Genomic DNA, 13,815 nt, shown 5'->3' on the forward strand with positions numbered 1-13,815 from the left:
GCCCCAATATACATACGGGTATTCCATCACGTCATCCGCCGGCGGTGCAGGGCAGGCCGGCGGTCATCAACTCCCGGCGCGGGCGCGGTGTAGCGGCGATATATTGACGCCTCGTGCCACAAAACCGCGTACCCACTCAGGAGCCTGACTCAAAACCTGGCGGGCAGCGGATTCACTGTCAAATTCAGCAAAAACACATGCTCCGGTGCCAGTCAGGCGTGACGGCGCGTATTCTAACAGCCATGAAAGAAGCTGTTCAACCTCGCAAAAACGTTTTCTTGCAATCGGTTCGCAATCATTTGCGTAGGGTGAGGTGAGCAGCACATCTATTGGCCGGATTGGGGTATTTCTCGTCAGTTCCGGGTCGCCAAAGATCACTGGGGTCGGGATGCTCACCCCAGGGTGCGCCACCAGATACCACTTCTCCGCCGGATCAGCGGGTTGCAGCTGCTCGCCAATGCCCTCGGCAAAGGCGGCATGGCCACGCACGAACACTGGCACATCCGCGCCCAGCTGGACGCCCAGCGCCGCCAGCGCCTCATCGCTCAGGCCGCACTGCCACAGCTCGTTGAGCGCCACCAGCACCGTCGCGGCATTGGAGGAGCCGCCGCCCAGCCCGCCGCCCATCGGCAGCACCTTCTCCACGCTGAGCGTCGCGCCCGGCGGCAGCGGGAGGCCCGCCGCCACACAGTGGCTCTGCAACAGCCGGGCGGCGCGCACCATCAGGTTCTGCTCATCGGGCACCCCCTCAACGGGGGTGCTGAGCACAATCTGCCCATCCTCACGCGGCGCAACGCCAATGGTGTCGCCATACTCCAAAAACTGGAACAGCGTTTGCAGCAGGTGGTAGCCATCCGGCCGGCGACCGGTGATATAGAGGAACAGGTTCAGTTTCGCCGGCGAGGGCCAGTAACGCGTCATTGGCTGACAACCCAGCGGTTCATCTTAAGCTTGATGCGCTGCTCGCCCTGCGTCAGCGTCAGGTTGCTGGGCAGTGACGGTTGCACCTCATCATTATAGTCGGCATAGGTGACTTTCCAGGTCAGGCCATTTTGCTGGTAGGTCAGGTCGCTCAGGCGGTAGCGGTCATCCAGCGTGAAGTCGCTGGCATCGCCCGGCAGGCCGAGCATCCACTGGCGCAGGCTGTTGAGCGGAATGGCCATGCCAGTCAGCTTCTGCAACATCTCTTCCGGGTTGTCGCTGACATACTGCTTGCCCTCACTGTTGGTCAGCTGCGCCACGCCATTCTGCACCTTCAGCTCCATCTCGGTGCTGCCGAGCGGGTTGGTGAGCAGCAGGCGGTAGCTGGTCGGGCTGAACTGCTGCCAGAAGAAGTTGGCGTAGACCTTCTGCCGGTCGGAAAGGTAGGCGAAGGCGCCGCGCGTCTGGTAAGCGCTCAGGTGCTGAACCTGCTGCTGGTGCTGCTGCCACTGCGGGGAGTCGGGGCTGGTGGCCGGGCCGCGCGGGGTGGTGCTACAGGCCGCCAGCAGCACGCTGGCGAGGGGCAGAAGGCGCAACAGGGCGGGGAGGCGGGTTCGCGGTTGCATTGGCATAGTAATTTATCGTGTCCTTGTCGAATGGTACGTTAATTCTAACATAAGCTGCCCACGCTAAACGGCGAAACCCCGGAGCGTCAATTTTCTTATGTTACTGATCCCCGGCGAGAACAGGATTTCATCAATTGCACTGATAATGCGGTCTTACTTTTATTGATCCCGCTCATCAAGTAGAATGCCGCTCAGACCAATCCCATATCAAGACAAGTATTATTCAAAGCCATTCCCATGACCCTGCTTGCATTAGGTATTAATCATAAAACCGCGCCAGTGTCGTTGCGTGAACGGGTGACCTTCTCCCCGGATACCCTCGATCAGGCGTTGGACAGCCTGCTCCAGCAACCGTTGGTGCAGGGTGGCGTTGTATTGTCTACCTGTAACCGCACCGAGCTGTACCTCAGCGTGGAGGAGAAGGAGAACCTGCAGGAGCAGCTGGTGGCCTGGCTCTGCGACTACCACCATCTCAGCGAAGATGAGGTGCGCAAAAGTCTCTACTGGCATCAGGGCAACGATGCCGTCAGCCACCTGATGCGCGTCGCCAGCGGGCTGGATTCCTTGGTGCTGGGCGAGCCGCAGATCCTGGGGCAGGTGAAGAAAGCCTTTGCCGAGTCGCAGCGCGGCCATTCGCTCTCCGGCGAACTGGAGCGCCTGTTCCAAAAATCCTTCTCTGTCGCCAAGCGAGTGCGTACCGAAACTGACATTGGCGCCAGTGCAGTCTCTGTGGCCTTCGCTGCCTGTACGTTGGCGCGCCAGATCTTTGAGTCGCTGGCTGATCTGAACGTGCTGCTGGTGGGGGCGGGCGAAACCATTGAACTGGTGGCGCGCCACCTGCGCGAGCACCGGGTCAAGCACATGATGATTGCCAACCGCACCCGTGAACGCGCTCAGGCGCTGGCGGATGAGGTGGGTGCCGAGGTGATCACGCTGCCGGAGATTGACGCCCGTCTGGCGGATGCCGACATCATCATCAGTTCCACCGCCAGCCCGCTGCCGATCATCGGCAAGGGGATGGTCGAGCGCGCCCTGAAATCGCGCCGTAACCAGCCGATGCTGCTGGTGGACATCGCGGTGCCGCGTGACATCGAGCCAGAAGTGGGCAAGCTCTCCAATGCCTACCTCTACAGCGTGGACGACCTGCACTCCATCATCCAGAACAACCTGGCGCAGCGTAAAGCGGCGGCGGTGCAGGCGGAGTCGATTGTCGCTCAGGAGAGCACCAACTTCATGGCCTGGCTGCGCTCACAGGGCGCGGTGGAGATGATCCGTGACTACCGCACTCAGGCGGAGAGCGTGCGTGATGATATGGAGGCGCGGGCGCTGGCCGCCATCGCGCAGGGCGCGGACGTGCAGGCAGTGATCCATGAGTTGGCACACAAGCTGACTAACCGCCTGATCCATGCGCCGACCAAATCCCTGCAACAGGCGGCCCGTACCGGCGATGTGGAGCGGCTGCAGATTTTGCGTGACACGCTTGGGCTGGAAAAGCCATAATTTTCAATACAAAGCAGATCGATTCTTCCTATCAGAAACAAGGTTAAACACCACGCATGAAGCCCTCTATTGTTGCCAAACTGGAAGCGTTGCAAGAGCGCCATGAAGAAGTTCAGGCGATGCTCGGCGATGCCGGCGTCATTGCTGACCAGGAGCGCTTCCGCGCCCTGTCGCGTGAGTATGCCCAGCTTACCGACGTGACCCGCTGCTTCCAGCACTGGCGTCAGGTGCAGGATGACCTGCAAACCGCCGAGATGATGCTTGAGGATCCAGAGATGCGCGACATGGCGCAGGATGAGATCAAGCAGGCCAGATCGGCGCTGGAGGAGCTGGAGCAGCAGTTGCAGGTACTGCTGCTGCCGAAAGACCCGGACGATGAGCGTAACTGCTTCCTGGAAGTGCGCGCTGGCACTGGCGGCGACGAGGCGGCGATCTTCGCCGGCGACCTGTTCCGCATGTACAGCCGTTACGCCGAGGGCCGCCGCTGGCGGGTGGAGATCATGAGCGCCAACGAGGGCGAGCATGGCGGCTATAAAGAGGTGATCGCCAAAATCTCCGGCGAAGGTGCCTATGGCCAGCTTAAGTTTGAGTCGGGCGGCCATCGCGTGCAGCGCGTGCCGGAGACCGAATCGCAAGGGCGCATCCACACCTCCGCCTGCACCGTGGCGGTAATGCCAGAGGTGCCGGAGGCTGAACTGCCGGACATCAACCCAAGCGACCTGAAAATTGACACCTTCCGCTCCTCCGGCGCAGGCGGCCAGCACGTTAACACCACCGACTCCGCGATCCGCATCACCCACTTGCCGACCGGCATCGTGGTGGAGTGCCAGGATGAGCGTTCACAGCACAAGAACAAGGCCAAGGCCCTCTCTGTGCTGGGCGCGCGCATCCGTGCCGGGGAGATGGCGAAGCGCCAGCAGGAAGAGGCGTCTACCCGCCGCAACCTGCTCGGCAGTGGCGATCGCTCTGACCGCAACCGTACCTATAACTTCCCGCAGGGGCGTGTCACTGACCACCGCATCAACCTCACCATCTACCGTCTGGACGAGGTGATGGAAGGCAAGCTGGATACGCTGATCCAGCCGATTGTGCAGGAGTATCAGGCGGATCAGCTGGCCGCGCTGTCCGAGCAAGAGTAATGGATTTCCGCAGCTGGCTGGCGGCGGCCGCCGCCCGTCTTACCGCAAGCGACAGCCCGCGCCGCGACGCGGAGATCCTGCTGGGCCACGTCACTGGCCGTGCGCGCACCTACCTGCTCGCCTTTGGCGAGACGGAGCTGGATGCCGCGCAGGCCGAGCAGCTTGAGACGCTGCTGGCACGGCGCGAGCGGGGCGAGCCTATCGCCTATCTGGTGGGGGAGCGCGAATTCTGGTCACTGCCGCTGGCGGTTTCGCCTGCCACCCTGATCCCGCGCCCGGACACCGAATGTCTGGTGGAAGAGGCACTGGCGCGCCTGCCGGCCTCACCCAGCCGGGTGCTGGATCTTGGCACCGGCACCGGGGCAATTGCGCTGGCGCTGGCGAGCGAGCGCCCCCAGGATCAGGTGACGGGTGTCGATCGCCAACCGGAGGCGGTGGCGCTGGCGCAACGCAACGCCGCTGCCCTGAACATCCACAATGTCCGTTTCCTGACGGGCAGTTGGTTCAGCCCGCTGGCTGGCGAGCGCTTTGCGCTGATTGCCAGCAATCCCCCCTATATTGATGCCCTTGACCCGCACCTGGCGGAGGGGGACGTGCGTTTCGAGCCGGCCTCCGCGCTGGTGGCGGATGAGGCAGGGATGGCGGATCTGCACCAGATTATCAGCGAGGCACCGGGCTTCCTGCTGCCCGCTGGCTGGCTGCTGCTGGAGCATGGCTGGCAACAGGCCGAAGCCGTGCGTCAGGCGCTCTCACACCGTGGCTTCACCCAGGTCGCCACCCGGCAGGACTACGGCGGCAATGACCGCGTCACCTTCGGGCAGTGGGCCGGCTGACGGCTCCCCCCTCCCTCTGTTAAGGAAGAAACATGCCAACCTATGTATGGGTAAAAGATCTCCATGTCCTGACCGTGATCCTCAGCGTCACGCTGCTGGTGGTGCGGTTTTACTGGCTCTGTCGCCGTTCGCCGCGTTTGCAGCAGCGCTGGGTGCGCATCCTGCCGCATGTAAATGACACCCTGCTGCTGGCCAGTGGCGTGGCGCTGGTGTTCATCACCCACTTCTATCCTTTCAGCCCGCAAGGCGCATGGCTGACGGAGAAGTTATTCGGCGTTATTATCTATATTGGTTTGGGCTTTGGCGCCCTGACCAAGAAGCCACGCGGCCTGCCGGCCCGCTGGGCCTATTTCATCCTGGCGCTGCTCTGCGTGGCGTCAGTAGTTAATCTGGCGGTGACCAAAATGCCGCTGTTGTTAGGATAATGAATGAGTAGTTTGGCTGAATTTGCTTTTGATGACGTGCCGCTGAGTGCCGGCATGATCCGCGTGTTTGAGGCGATTCGCGCTGACTTTTCTGGCGATGAGGTGTCGAGCCAGTTGCAGGCGCTGGTGGCTGAGGCAGAGCGCGCCGTGCCATCGGGCGGCCATCATGAGCAGCGGCTGGAAGCGCTGATTACGCTGTTTTACCACACCTGGGGCTTTGGCGGCGCGGGCGGCGTCTACCGTCTGTCAGACGCCATCTGGCTGGACCGGGTGCTGGCCTCGCGTGAGGGCACGCCGGTCTCCCTTGGCGCGCTGTTCCTCTACATCGCTGCGGCGATTGGCCTGCCGCTCTCGCCAGTCATCTTCCCGACGCAGTTGATCCTGCGTGCCGACTGGCTGGAGGAGGAGATGTGGCTCATCAACCCGCTCAATGGCGAGACACTGAGCGAGCACACGCTGCAGGCGTGGCTGAAGGGCAACCTCGGTGTAGGTGCGCAGCTTGAGGATGAGGACATCGACGAAAGCCCCAACAGCCAGGTGGTGCGCAAGATGCTGGAGACGCTGAAAGCCTCACTGATGGAAGAGCGGCAGATGGAGCTGGCGCTGGCGACCAGCGAGGCGATTCTGACCCTCGAGCCAGACGACCCCTATGAGATCCGTGATCGGGGCCTGATCTATGCCCACCTCGATTGCGAGCATATCGCGCGTGCGGATTTGCGCTATTTTGTTGAGAAGTGCCCTGACGATCCGGTATCCCAGGTGCTGAAAACTCAAATTGACGCCCTTGAGAGCAAGCAGGTCGTGCTGCACTGAGCCTGCTGGTTTAATGGACTGTTTCCTATTTTTAATAAAGGCGAAAGCATGAAACATAAAGTGGTTAGTATTGGTGATACCCAGGTCGCAAACGATCTGCCTTTCGTGTTATTTGGCGGCATGAACGTGCTGGAATCCCGTGACATGGCGATGCGCGTCTGCGAACACTACGTGACCGTGACGCAGAAGCTGGGTATCCCGTATGTCTTCAAGGCCTCTTTTGATAAAGCCAACCGCTCCTCCATTCACTCCTACCGTGGCCCGGGCCTCGACGAGGGCATGAAGATCTTCCAGGAGCTGAAGCAGACCTTTGGCGTGAAAATCATCACTGACGTGCATGAGTCCTGGCAGGCGCAACCGGTGGCTGACGTGGTGGACGTGATCCAGCTGCCAGCCTTCCTGGCGCGCCAGACCGATCTGGTGGAAGCGATGGCGAAGACTGGTGCGGTTATCAACGTGAAGAAACCACAGTTCGTCAGCCCAGGGCAGATGGGTAACATCGTCGACAAATTCAAAGAGGGTGGCAACGATCAAGTGATCCTGTGCGACCGTGGCAGCAACTTTGGCTATGACAATCTGGTGGTGGACATGCTGGGCATCAATGTGATGATTCAGGCAACCAACGGCCATCCGGTGATCTTTGACGTGACCCACGCCCTGCAGTGCCGCGACCCGTTTGGTGCGGCTTCCGGCGGCCGTCGTGGTCAGGTAGCCGAGCTGGCGCGCGCTGGCATGGCGGTAGGTCTGGCGGGCCTGTTCATTGAGGCGCACCCGGATCCGGCCAATGCCAAGTGCGACGGCCCGTCCGCGCTGCCGCTCGACAAGCTGGAGCCGTTCCTGATGCAGATGAAAGCCATCGACGATCTGGTGAAGAGCTTCCCGGCGCTGGATACCAGCAACTAAGTCACACCCCGGCACAACAAAAAGGCGATACTCAGTATCGCCTTTTTTTATGCCTGAAATCAGGCCGCCACCTCTGCCGGTGGGCGGCTGGCGTGGGCCACCTCCAGCGCCTCTGCCAGCGTCGGCAGGAACATCAAGCGCCCTGGTTGCGGTGCAACCCGGCCCCGTGCCAGCGTTTTCAGCGGCTGGTAGGATACCTCGCAAATCAGCAACTCACAGCCTGCGGGCAGGGCATCAATAAAGCCCTGCAACGCCTGCAAGCCACCGGCATCCAGCACCACCACTGCATCCCACTGGAGGATCAACGTCTGCGCCTGCCGCGAGCGCTGGCTTAGCTCGGCAAAAATCCGCTCTGCCGCGGCGAAAAACAGCGGGCCATTGATGCGAAACGCCTGCACCCGTTCATCACTGACCGGTAACGCGCTCAGCCGCGTCATGCGCGCCACCCGGCGCATAAACAGCAGCGAGGCGAGCACGATGCCGACACCAATCGCCAGCACCATATCAAACAGCACCGTCAGGCTCATGCAGAGCAGCATCACGATGATGTCATCCTTCGGCGCGCGGCGCAGCAGGGCAATCACTTTGTGCGCCTCGCTCATGTTCCAGGCCACCATCAGCAGCAGCGCCGCCATCGCGGCCATTGGCAGCCAGGAGAGCAGCGGTGCCAGCGCCAGTAGGGCCAGCAACACCACCAGCGCATGGATCATGGCGGCCACCGGCGAGGTGGCACCGGCGCGCACGTTGGCCGCCGACCGGGCGATGGCGGCGGTGGCGGTGATACCGCCAAAGAAGGGGGCAATGATGTTGCCTATCCCCTGACCGATCAGTTCATGGTTGGAGCGGTGGCGGGTGCCGGTCATGCCATCCAGCACCACGGCGCACAGCAGCGACTCAATCGCCCCCAGCATCGCCATAGAGAAGGCCGCTGGCAGCAGCGCGGAGACCATCTCCCAACTGAGGCTGCCGCCCGCCAGCGTCCAGGGCAGTGCCAGCTGTGGCAGGATCGGCGGGATGCCGATGCCGTGGCTCCCATCCGCCAGCACATAGCTGAAGCGGGAGCCAATGGTGGCGGCCGGCATACCCGCCGCTGACAGCGCCAGCATCACGCCGAGGCCCGCCAGCAGCGCCGGCAGATGGCCCGGCAGCCGGATGCCCAGCCGTGGCCACATCACCAGCACCGCCAGTGTGACCACGCCCACCAGCGCATCGGCGGCATGGGCAGTCGGCAGCACCATAGCCAGCGCCGCCACTTTCCCAGTGAAGTGCTCCGGCATTGCGGCCACCTCCAGCCCCAGCAGATCTTTGACCTGCATGGTGGCAATGGTGATGCCGATACCGGCGGTGAAACCCAGCGTGACCGGCAGCGGGATATACTCAATCAACTTGCCAATGCGCAGCAGGCCCATCAGCACCAGAATCACGCCGGAGAGCAGCGTCGCCACCAGCAGCCCGGCCAAACCAAATTGCTGCGACACCGGAAAGAGGATCACCACGAAGGCGGCTGTCGGCCCGGAGACGCTGAAACGCGACCCGCCACACAAGGCAATCACCAGCCCGGCCACGGCGGCGGTATACAGCCCGTATTGCGGCGGCACCCCGCTGGCAATCGCCAGCGCCATCGCCAGAGGAATGGCAATGATGCCCACGGTCAGGCCCGCCACGCCATCTTTGGCCAGGCGCGAAAGGGAGTAGGGATCGCGCCAGCAGGCGTCAGCCAATGCGCTCCCCGGAAAGAGGGCGCGCCATCCATGTTTTTTCATTTAATTAACAACCCGACAGTAGAGGAAAAATGGGCCATAAGATACGCCGGTCAGGCCGGGCAATTATAGATGTGCGTCAAACTCTGGCGGGTATTCAAGTGCAGGAACTGGCTGGTCAATTATGATTCAACGTGCTTGAATAAGAAATTATTATATTTGGGAATGACGGGCCATGTTCTCGTGCCTGTGGAAGTGGCCAGCCGGCCAGAAACACCGGGAAAAGCTGCGCGGCGAGGGCTGCCAGTGCAGAGGGAGAGGCAACGATGATGCAGCTGGTTCTATCCTATTCACTGCTCTATGCGGATATTTGCGTCATCTACGCGACGCTCTCCCTGAGCTACTTTATCCTGAGTCGCCAGTCGGCCTTTTCGTGGGACAGTAGGCCGTGGAAACGGTTTGCCTTTGGCCTCTTCTCTGGCCTCTCGCTGTGGGTGATGGCGTCAGGCCAGTTAGCGGAGGAGAATCAGGCGCTGTTACACTTTGGGGTGGTGCCGATTATTCTGGCGACCTTCTTTGGGGGCTGGCTGAGCGGTATCAGTAGCTATCTGGTCAGTGCCTTGCTGCCGGCGCACCTTCCGCTCGACGATCTGGTGAATGCCGTCGTGCTGATTCCCCTGTTGGGATGGCGGGTCTGGCGGCACAAAACCCATCAGGTGTTCTACGGCGCGCTGGCGCTACTGGCGCTGGGTTGGCTGGTGCTGGCCGCTTTCCGGCCCCCGCCGCAGGGCTGGCCGGGGATGCTGGTCACCGCACTGGCGGCGTTGGCCTCGTTGGCGGCCAGTTACCATGCCCTTAATTTTGCCGAACGCCATCTGACGCGCTATTTCGAGATGCGTGATCACGCCACGCTGGATAGCCTGACCGGGCTGAACAACCGCACCAGCGTCGATTTCAAACTGATCTCCCTGCATACCTGGCAAAAGCCGGGCGGGGTGCTGTTGGTAGACATTGATGACTTCAGCCGCATTAATGAGGGGTGGGGCCGTTTGGCGGGCGACCGGGTGCTGACCTGGCTGGGCGAGGTGCTGCGGCAGACGGTGGAGAGCGATGACTTTGCCGGGCGCTACAGCGGCACCACCTTTATTGTCATTACCGAGTGCCACAATACCGATCCCATCATTGCCACCGCTGAACGCATCCGGCAGGCGATGGCGGCCCGCCCGCTGCCGCTGGGGGGGCAGGGCGACGTCCGGGTGACGGTGTCGATTGGCGCGGCGGTCTACTTGCCGGGCATGGTGGTGCATAAGGCGGTGGAGATGGCCGAGGAGGCGCTCGGCGAGGCCAAGCGCAGCGGCAAGAACCAGGTGATGTGCAGCCGCATCATGCAGCTTGACCAGTTGGGCGATGTGCCGCGTTAAGAGGAGATCACCACTCTTGCGCGCAAAAGCAGAAGGCCCCGACTTTCGTCGGGGCCTTCTGCTTAGAATATGGCGGTGAGGGAGGGATTCGAACCCTCGATACGTTTTCACGTATACACACTTTCCAGGCGTGCTCCTTCAGCCACTCGGACACCTCACCATATTTTTTGTCGCTTCGCTTTCGCGTCTCAACGGGGCGCTACTATAGGGAGGTCGGTGCGATCGGTCAAGGATATTTTCTTTGTTTATTTGCAAGTGGTTAACCTCTGCGCGCTTTGTTGGCAAACTCGCCATTTTCACTCGATTTTTCCCGCTAACAGGGCGTTTCGGCCCCAAAAAAGAGAGAGCAGGCTAATCACGGCGGAACCTGCTGGCGAGGAAACGCCTTTTATCTTTGGCATGAGGGAGGGGAAAGTTTCGTAAATTGCCGGAAGGGTTAAACTTAGAGAAGTGGTAAACGTATAAAAGCAGAAGGCCCCGATTTTCATCGGGGCCTTCTGCTTAGAATATGGCGGTGAGGGAGGGATTCGAACCCTCGATACGTTTTCACGTATACACACTTTCCAGGCGTGCTCCTTCAGCCACTCGGACACCTCACCATATTTTTGTCGCTTCGCTTTCGCGTCTCAACGGGGCGCTACTATAGGGAGGTCGGTGCGATCGGTCAAGCCTCTTTTTCAAGGTTTTTACCGTTTAGTTAAAATTTCAGCAATGCGTTGTTTTATAACGCATTATCTGTGTTAAATCTGTGCAACATGGCCTGATTAAGGCAAGTAAAAGCCGCCTGCACGCCTTTTTTAGGCAAAACCGGGCGCTTTTGCATAATTACGCTGTTGGAATGAGTAAATAATGACTAAACAATCAGTAGCAGGCTAATAAAAGCTGGCAATCCCTGCCTGACTGCCGCTAAATAAGGTAAGCCTGACAGAGGTCAGAACATATTCCGTGCCGGGCAGGGCGGCGTCCTTGGCTCGCGACGGAAGCTATTTAGTTAAGGATAATCAGGGGCTTCATGAACCAATCATCTCCCGCACCGCAGGCCGGGCACCCTATCCCTGCTGGCGCCGGTGCGCTGTTCTTCATCCAGATCTTCTCCACCCTCGGCTTTGCCGTGCTCTACTCCACGCTGGTACTCTACGCTACCAAAAAGCTCGGCTTTAGCGAGGGCAGCGCCAACGCCATGATGGGCATCTTCGGTGCCTTCAATTACGGCCTGCATATGTTCGGCGGCTATCTGGGCGGACGGTTCCTCAGCAACCGCAACCTGTTCGTGATGGGCATGGCCCTGCAGGTCGTGGGCTGCTGGTTGATCGCCACCGCCGGGGTAGAGGGCCTCTACTGGGGGCTGGCGATGTTCCTGACCGGCAGTGGGCTGAACGTCACCTGCCTGAACATGATGCTGACCCAGCGTTTCCGCCCAGAGGATGAGCGCCGCGAATCGGCCTTCCTCTGGAACTATGCTGGCATGAACCTCGGCTTCTTTATCGGGTTTGCGGTGGCGGGTTACTTCCAGCTTAGCGAGAACTACCGCGCACTGTTCCTGTTTGCCACCTGCGGCAACCTGCTGGCGATTGTCATTACCCTGTTGCGCTGGCCTGTCTTGAAGGATATCAACACCCCGCTGATGGGGGCCACGTGCCGCCAGCTGCGCCTGCGGATGCTGGTGGGCGTGGCCGTGCTGCTGGCGCTGGTGCCGCTGCTGCGCGTGCTGCTGACCCACGCGGGCTTCAGCGGCTACTTTGTGGTGGTGCTCGGCATCCTGATCTTTGTGGCGCTCGGTTTGCTGACCCTGCGGCAGCGCAATGCGGGCGAGCGCCGCCGCATGGGTGCCTACCTGCTGCTGGCGCTGGGATCGCTGGTGTTCTGGATGCTCTACCAGCTGGCGCCGATGGGGCTGATGCTGTTTACCGAGCACAACATTGAGCTGGCAGTATGGGGGCTGCGCGTCGCGCCGCAATGGGTGCAGAACATCAATACCATTGTGATTGTGGTGGGTGGCCCGCTGATGGCCTGGCTTTTCAGCCGCCTGCGCCAGCGCGGCTGGCGCATCGACATCCCCGTGCAGTTCTCCGCCTCGCTGTTTTGCATCGGGCTGGGTATGCTGGTGCTGCCGGTGGGCATCGCGCTGGCCGGCGCGGATGGCATGGTGGCCTTCAAGTGGATCGTCATCAGCTATATCCTGCAAAGCCTGGGCGAACTGCTGATCTCCCCCATCGGCTACGCGATGATTGGCAAGCTGGCCCCGGCGCGTTATCAGGGCATCATGATGGGGAGCTGGATGATGGTCACGGGCGTTGCCTCGGTGCTGTCTGGCTACATCTCCGGCCTGATGCCGCAGAACAGCGGCAGCACGCCGCTCGCCACCAACCCCGGCTACAGCCACATCTTTATGATGCTGGGCTGGGGCGCGGTCGCCACCGGCGTGGCGCTGCTGGTGCTGGTGCCGCTGCTGCGCAAACTGATTACGCGCGCCGCCGCATAACTTCAGGCCCTGCCGATTGGCGGGGCTTTTTTTGTCCGCTACGCTAATTGCCTGATTACGGAATTTGAACAACACCAGGAGGCCCACGTGATGAACATTCTTTTCTACCACCCGACTTTTAACGGCCAGAAATGGATTGAAGGACTGGCGCACCGCCTGCCGCAGGCGCAGGTGCGCATCTGGCAGCCGGGCGACGAGGCGGAGGCTGACTACGCGCTGGTCTGGCTGCCGCCGCATGAGATGCTGGCCCAGCGCAGCGGCCTGAAGGGGATCTTCGCGCTCGGTGCTGGCGTGGATGCCATTCTGGCGCAGGAGCGCCAGACGCCGGGCACACTGCCCGCCGGCGTGCCGCTGGTGCGGCTGGAGGACACCGGCATGGTACAGCAGATGCAGGAGTACGTGACCGCCTATGTGCTGCGCTACTTCCGCCGGATGGATGAGTACCAGCTGCAACAGCAGCAGAAGCAGTGGCAGCCGCTCAAACCCCATGACCTGCAACGCTTCACCCTCGGCATCCTGGGGGCGGGGGTGCTGGGCCAGCAGGTGGCCAGCAAGCTGGCGGCGTTTGGTTTTCCGGTGCGCTGCTGGAGCCGTTCGGCCAAGCAGATTGAGGGGGTGGAGAGCTTCCACGGCAATGACCAGCTGCCCGCTTTTTTGAAGGAGACCCGTTTGCTGATCAACCTGTTGCCCAACACGCCGGAGACCGTCGGCATCCTCAACCTCTCGCTGATGCAGCAACTGGCACCGCAGGCTTATCTGATCAACGCCGCCCGTGGTGCGCACTTGAAAGAGGGCGACCTGCTGAAGGCGCTGGAGCAGGGGCAGATTGCCGCCGCCACGCTGGATGTGTTCGCCGAGGAGCCGCTGGCACCTATGCATCCCTTCTGGTCACACCCGCGCATTACCATCACGCCACACATTGCCGCCGTGACCCTGCCGTCGCAGGCGATGGACCAGATCGCCGCCAATATCCGCCGGATCGAGGCGGGCGAAAAGCCGAGCGGACTGGTGGATTTGGCGCGCGGTTACTGATTGTCATCTGCGCCGTGTAT

Annotated in this window: 12 protein-coding genes and 2 tRNA genes; 9 read left to right on the forward strand and 5 right to left on the reverse strand. The window is 61.2% G+C overall.

The annotated features are described in order from the left end of the window. Positions 1-66: 66 nt before the first annotated feature. Positions 67-921, reverse strand: a complete 855-nt coding sequence (ispE, locus tag ACK3SD_RS07950) for a 4-(cytidine 5'-diphospho)-2-C-methyl-D-erythritol kinase (protein WP_481127376.1) — start codon at positions 919-921, stop codon at positions 67-69. Further along, positions 918-1,553, reverse strand: a complete 636-nt coding sequence (lolB, locus tag ACK3SD_RS07955; protein WP_481127377.1) for a lipoprotein insertase outer membrane protein LolB — start codon at positions 1,551-1,553, stop codon at positions 918-920. Before lolB ends, ispE begins: the two co-directional genes overlap by 4 nt. 231 nt (positions 1,554-1,784) lie before the next feature. On the opposite strand from lolB, the gene hemA reads away from it, so the two are divergent. The 6 genes from hemA to kdsA are packed head-to-tail and all read left to right on the forward strand — an operon-like array spanning position 1,785 to position 7,160. Continuing rightward, positions 1,785-3,047 carry a glutamyl-tRNA reductase gene (hemA, locus tag ACK3SD_RS07960; protein WP_481127378.1) on the forward strand — a complete coding sequence of 421 codons (1,263 nt, stop codon included), beginning with the start codon at positions 1,785-1,787 and terminating at the stop codon, positions 3,045-3,047. A gap of 56 nt (positions 3,048-3,103) precedes the next feature. Beyond that, entirely contained in the window at positions 3,104-4,186 is a 1,083-nt protein-coding gene (prfA, locus tag ACK3SD_RS07965; RefSeq protein ID WP_481127379.1) for a peptide chain release factor 1, read from the forward strand. Further along, positions 4,186-5,019, forward strand: a complete 834-nt coding sequence (prmC, locus tag ACK3SD_RS07970) for a peptide chain release factor N(5)-glutamine methyltransferase (RefSeq protein WP_481127380.1) — start codon at positions 4,186-4,188, stop codon at positions 5,017-5,019. The genes prfA and prmC overlap by 1 nt, the downstream gene beginning before the upstream one ends. A 32-nt stretch (positions 5,020-5,051) precedes the next feature. After that, positions 5,052-5,444, forward strand: a complete 393-nt coding sequence (locus ACK3SD_RS07975) for a SirB2 family protein (RefSeq protein WP_137763041.1) — start codon at positions 5,052-5,054, stop codon at positions 5,442-5,444. Between the two features lie 3 nt (positions 5,445-5,447). Continuing rightward, on the forward strand, positions 5,448-6,257 hold the full coding sequence (sirB1, locus tag ACK3SD_RS07980; RefSeq protein WP_137763042.1) for an invasion regulator SirB1: 810 nt from the start codon (positions 5,448-5,450) through the stop codon (positions 6,255-6,257). Positions 6,258-6,305: 48 nt separating this feature from the next. Continuing rightward, a complete protein-coding gene (gene kdsA, locus ACK3SD_RS07985; protein ID WP_481127381.1) occupies positions 6,306-7,160 on the forward strand; it encodes a 3-deoxy-8-phosphooctulonate synthase in 855 nt (284 codons plus the stop codon). A 59-nt stretch (positions 7,161-7,219) separates the two neighbouring features. Here kdsA and dauA read toward each other — a convergent pair whose 3' ends face one another. Beyond that, positions 7,220-8,923, reverse strand: a complete 1,704-nt coding sequence (gene dauA / locus ACK3SD_RS07990; protein WP_481127382.1) for a C4-dicarboxylic acid transporter DauA — start codon at positions 8,921-8,923, stop codon at positions 7,220-7,222. A gap of 263 nt (positions 8,924-9,186) precedes the next feature. On the opposite strand from dauA, the gene ACK3SD_RS07995 reads away from it, so the two are divergent. Beyond that, positions 9,187-10,281 carry a GGDEF domain-containing protein gene (locus tag ACK3SD_RS07995; RefSeq protein WP_481127383.1) on the forward strand — a complete coding sequence of 365 codons (1,095 nt, stop codon included), beginning with the start codon at positions 9,187-9,189 and terminating at the stop codon, positions 10,279-10,281. A 70-nt stretch (positions 10,282-10,351) separates the two neighbouring features. Here ACK3SD_RS07995 and ACK3SD_RS08000 read toward each other — a convergent pair. Then, positions 10,352-10,441 (reverse strand) — tRNA-Ser (locus ACK3SD_RS08000). A gap of 349 nt (positions 10,442-10,790) precedes the next feature. Then, positions 10,791-10,880, reverse strand: a tRNA-Ser gene (locus ACK3SD_RS08005). Between the two features lie 413 nt (positions 10,881-11,293). Here ACK3SD_RS08005 and ACK3SD_RS08010 point away from each other — a divergent pair. After that, a complete protein-coding gene (locus ACK3SD_RS08010; protein WP_481127384.1) occupies positions 11,294-12,763 on the forward strand; it encodes a peptide MFS transporter in 1,470 nt (489 codons plus the stop codon). A gap of 90 nt (positions 12,764-12,853) precedes the next feature. Beyond that, the gene (gene ghrA / locus ACK3SD_RS08015) at positions 12,854-13,795 is read left to right on the forward strand and encodes a glyoxylate/hydroxypyruvate reductase GhrA (protein WP_481127518.1); all 942 of its coding nucleotides are present in this window, start codon (positions 12,854-12,856) and stop codon (positions 13,793-13,795) included. The last annotated feature ends 20 nt before the right edge of the window (positions 13,796-13,815 follow it).

The sequence above is a fragment of the Chimaeribacter sp. YP20170169 genome, from assembly GCF_056739715.1.

What these genes read in the sequence shown, in the direction of transcription:
- ACK3SD_RS08010 (WP_481127384.1), top strand. Translation starts at nt 11,294, where the DNA reads ATGAACCAATCATCTCCCGCACCGCAGGCCGGGCACCCTATCCCTGCT.
- sirB1 (WP_137763042.1), top strand. Translation starts at nt 5,448, where the DNA reads ATGAGTAGTTTGGCTGAATTTGCTTTTGATGACGTGCCGCTGAGTGCC.
- kdsA (WP_481127381.1), top strand. Translation starts at nt 6,306, where the DNA reads ATGAAACATAAAGTGGTTAGTATTGGTGATACCCAGGTCGCAAACGAT.
- ghrA (WP_481127518.1), top strand. Translation starts at nt 12,854, where the DNA reads ATGAACATTCTTTTCTACCACCCGACTTTTAACGGCCAGAAATGGATT.
- lolB (WP_481127377.1), bottom strand. Translation starts at nt 1,553, where the DNA reads ATGCCAATGCAACCGCGAACCCGCCTCCCCGCCCTGTTGCGCCTTCTG.
- prfA (WP_481127379.1), top strand. Translation starts at nt 3,104, where the DNA reads ATGAAGCCCTCTATTGTTGCCAAACTGGAAGCGTTGCAAGAGCGCCAT.
- dauA (WP_481127382.1), bottom strand. Translation starts at nt 8,923, where the DNA reads ATGAAAAAACATGGATGGCGCGCCCTCTTTCCGGGGAGCGCATTGGCT.
- ispE (WP_481127376.1), bottom strand. Translation starts at nt 921, where the DNA reads ATGACGCGTTACTGGCCCTCGCCGGCGAAACTGAACCTGTTCCTCTAT.
- prmC (WP_481127380.1), top strand. Translation starts at nt 4,186, where the DNA reads ATGGATTTCCGCAGCTGGCTGGCGGCGGCCGCCGCCCGTCTTACCGCA.
- hemA (WP_481127378.1), top strand. Translation starts at nt 1,785, where the DNA reads ATGACCCTGCTTGCATTAGGTATTAATCATAAAACCGCGCCAGTGTCG.
- ACK3SD_RS07975 (WP_137763041.1), top strand. Translation starts at nt 5,052, where the DNA reads ATGCCAACCTATGTATGGGTAAAAGATCTCCATGTCCTGACCGTGATC.
- ACK3SD_RS07995 (WP_481127383.1), top strand. Translation starts at nt 9,187, where the DNA reads ATGATGCAGCTGGTTCTATCCTATTCACTGCTCTATGCGGATATTTGC.